Source organism: Moorena sp. SIO3I6 (assembly GCF_010672095.1).
Genome location: NZ_JAAHHU010000766.1, coordinates 1 through 2,268, shown reverse-complemented (window position 1 = coordinate 2,268; position 2,268 = coordinate 1). Strand labels below are relative to the sequence as shown.

Here is a 2,268-nt window from a genome sequence, read left to right as displayed (position 1 = left end):
CTTGTGAGTAGATTTTTTTCTGGGTCATAATTGGGATTTTTATTGACTACCCCATTTACCCAGATTTTTCTGTTTTGTCCAACCCCTCCCCTACTTGCTTTTCAAGCACTTGTGTCCGTCAGCAAGGCCATAAACACCTCAACTAGCGTGGCCTACGGCCAATAGCTGATAGCTGATAGCTGATAGCTGATAGCACCGATTGCGCTACGCGCACGCTGCGCGAACAGTAGCGTAGCCATTAGCGTAGCGTCGCCCAAAGGCTGACGGCTGACAGCTGATAGCTGACGGCTGAATGCTCCCTTGGCGATAAATCACGCCTAATTAAGCTGTGCTAAGAAATACTGACGATATAAATCACAACTTGGCATGACGTAATTTCCGTCAAAGGTTATCAAACCTAGATTTTTTAATCTATTGATTAAGATTGAATCTAACTCAACACCTCTATCGGTTTGAATCACCTTGTTGAAGAAACTGGCTAACTCATGATTTTGCCTAAGTCTAGTTAATTTTAGCAGCAGATGAACCCTAGAAATTCCCTCTCCAGTAGGTGCTTGCTCAAGAATTTTTTCTAGGCTAAGGTTTTGGCAAGCCAAGTGATAGAGAGCAAGCTGCCTAGAGGGGCGACAATTAGGGGGAAAAATCAGGTATGACAAGGGGTTTAAGGAAATAGCCTCCGGAAAAATCGGAGGCTATTGTCAATAATTTTTCTTTGTTGACAACAAAATTATGCAACGCCCTGAATTATTACCAAAAAAATGCAGCAGTAGCTTGGAGGAACAAAAACAAGTCTTATCACCAAGTATAGAGTTATTGAAAGAATGTTCCGATATCTAAAAAGAGTAGGATATAGTATGGAAGATACTAAATTCAATAATGACCGACTTGTTTCTATTATTTTATTGCGGTGCGCATTCCATCGCCTAGGTAATGCGCACCAATAGAAATTAATTTAGACTATAGTTGGGCATTTTTTTTAGGTCATAACGGCAAACATAAAGGTGTCGACCACTAGGTAAATAGTACCACTTAAAAACAAATATTATACAAACGACATAGTAATTTTTTTATCGTTCTGTTTAAACATAATTAATTTACTTGCTTTTTTTGTTTTTTTAGAATATTTAATGCAATAATTTATCTCTTTATATCCCCATAAACATCACTATTATCGCCAATGTGTGAGAGCTGCTTTCCTTCTCCAGTAGGCTTTATAGCCTTCATTATCGCCCCCCAGGAAGTTTTAAAACTTACTTTGTAAAAATTTTGGTTTATTTTGAAAAACTATTTGCGTTCTTTAGTCCCCATGACTAGAGATGAGTTAGAACAAGCTCTAGTTGATTGTTGTAATTTTTTGACTAAAGAAGAGATAACAAAATTTTTTTATTATTGTTGTTATTGTAACTAAGTTAAGTGCAAACTGCTATAAGTCCTGGTGGTTTATGGGTAGCGATCGCCCTTCTTTGCCTGAACTAGCCACAGTTAAGGGTGCCTACAGGTAAACTATAACAGTAACCATAAACTATTCCCTGTCTAGGACAATTGAACCCCTGATGCTCACAGACCTTAACTTTAGTGGCTTAATCAATCAGCGCTTCTTCCACAATTTTGTGCCTGTACCAGCAACTAACGCCCTACAACTCGGAGCAAGGACACCTGATTTTGAGCTACCAGATATTACCAATAACCGTCAGACCAAATTATCCGATTATCAGGGTAAACAACCGGTCATCTTGGCATTCACCCGAATTTTCACAGAAAAGCATTACTGTCCCCTGTGCTTCCCTCACATCAAAAACATCAATGAGAACTACCAACGTTTCACTGAGAAAGGAGTTGAGGTGTTAATGATTACGAGTACAGATATCAGGCAAAGCCAACAAGTTGTTAACGATCTCAGTTTACGAATGCCACTTCTGAGCGACCCCAACTGTGGCACCTTTCGCGGCTATAACCTTGGTCAAGCACTGGGTGCTCCCCTACCTGGCCAATTTCTTTTAGATCAGCTAGGAAAACTCCGCTTTCAACATCTATTTTCTTTTCTCAATTCAAATGCTGAAGTAGAGACACTGTTAAATGCCATCGATACCCTCTTATGAGGTAAAGTCAATGGTCTTACCCCTACTCCCTACTCCCTACTCCCTACTCCCATTAACCCACTCCTAGTAAGTCCCTCACCCAATTGAGAACTGCTAGATATAATCATAGTCGAACTTGGGACAAGTGACTCCGGGGATTGAAGCGGCGACTTTCACGGATTTTTTCATA

Annotated in this window: 2 protein-coding genes; one reads left to right on the top strand and one right to left on the bottom strand. The window is 40.0% G+C overall.

The window, feature by feature from the left end; all coding sequences use genetic code 11:
* Positions 1–317: 317 nt before the first annotated feature.
* Positions 318–656, bottom strand: coding sequence for an AAA-like domain-containing protein (locus F6K49_RS42475; RefSeq protein ID WP_293107422.1), 339 nt, complete (start codon positions 654–656; stop codon positions 318–320).
* Positions 657–1,553: 897 nt separating this feature from the next.
* Between F6K49_RS42475 and F6K49_RS42470 the strand changes: the two genes are divergently transcribed.
* Complete coding sequence (locus F6K49_RS42470; RefSeq protein ID WP_293030349.1) at positions 1,554–2,099, top strand: redoxin domain-containing protein; 546 nt, start codon at positions 1,554–1,556, stop codon at positions 2,097–2,099.
* Positions 2,100–2,268: the final 169 nt, after the last annotated feature.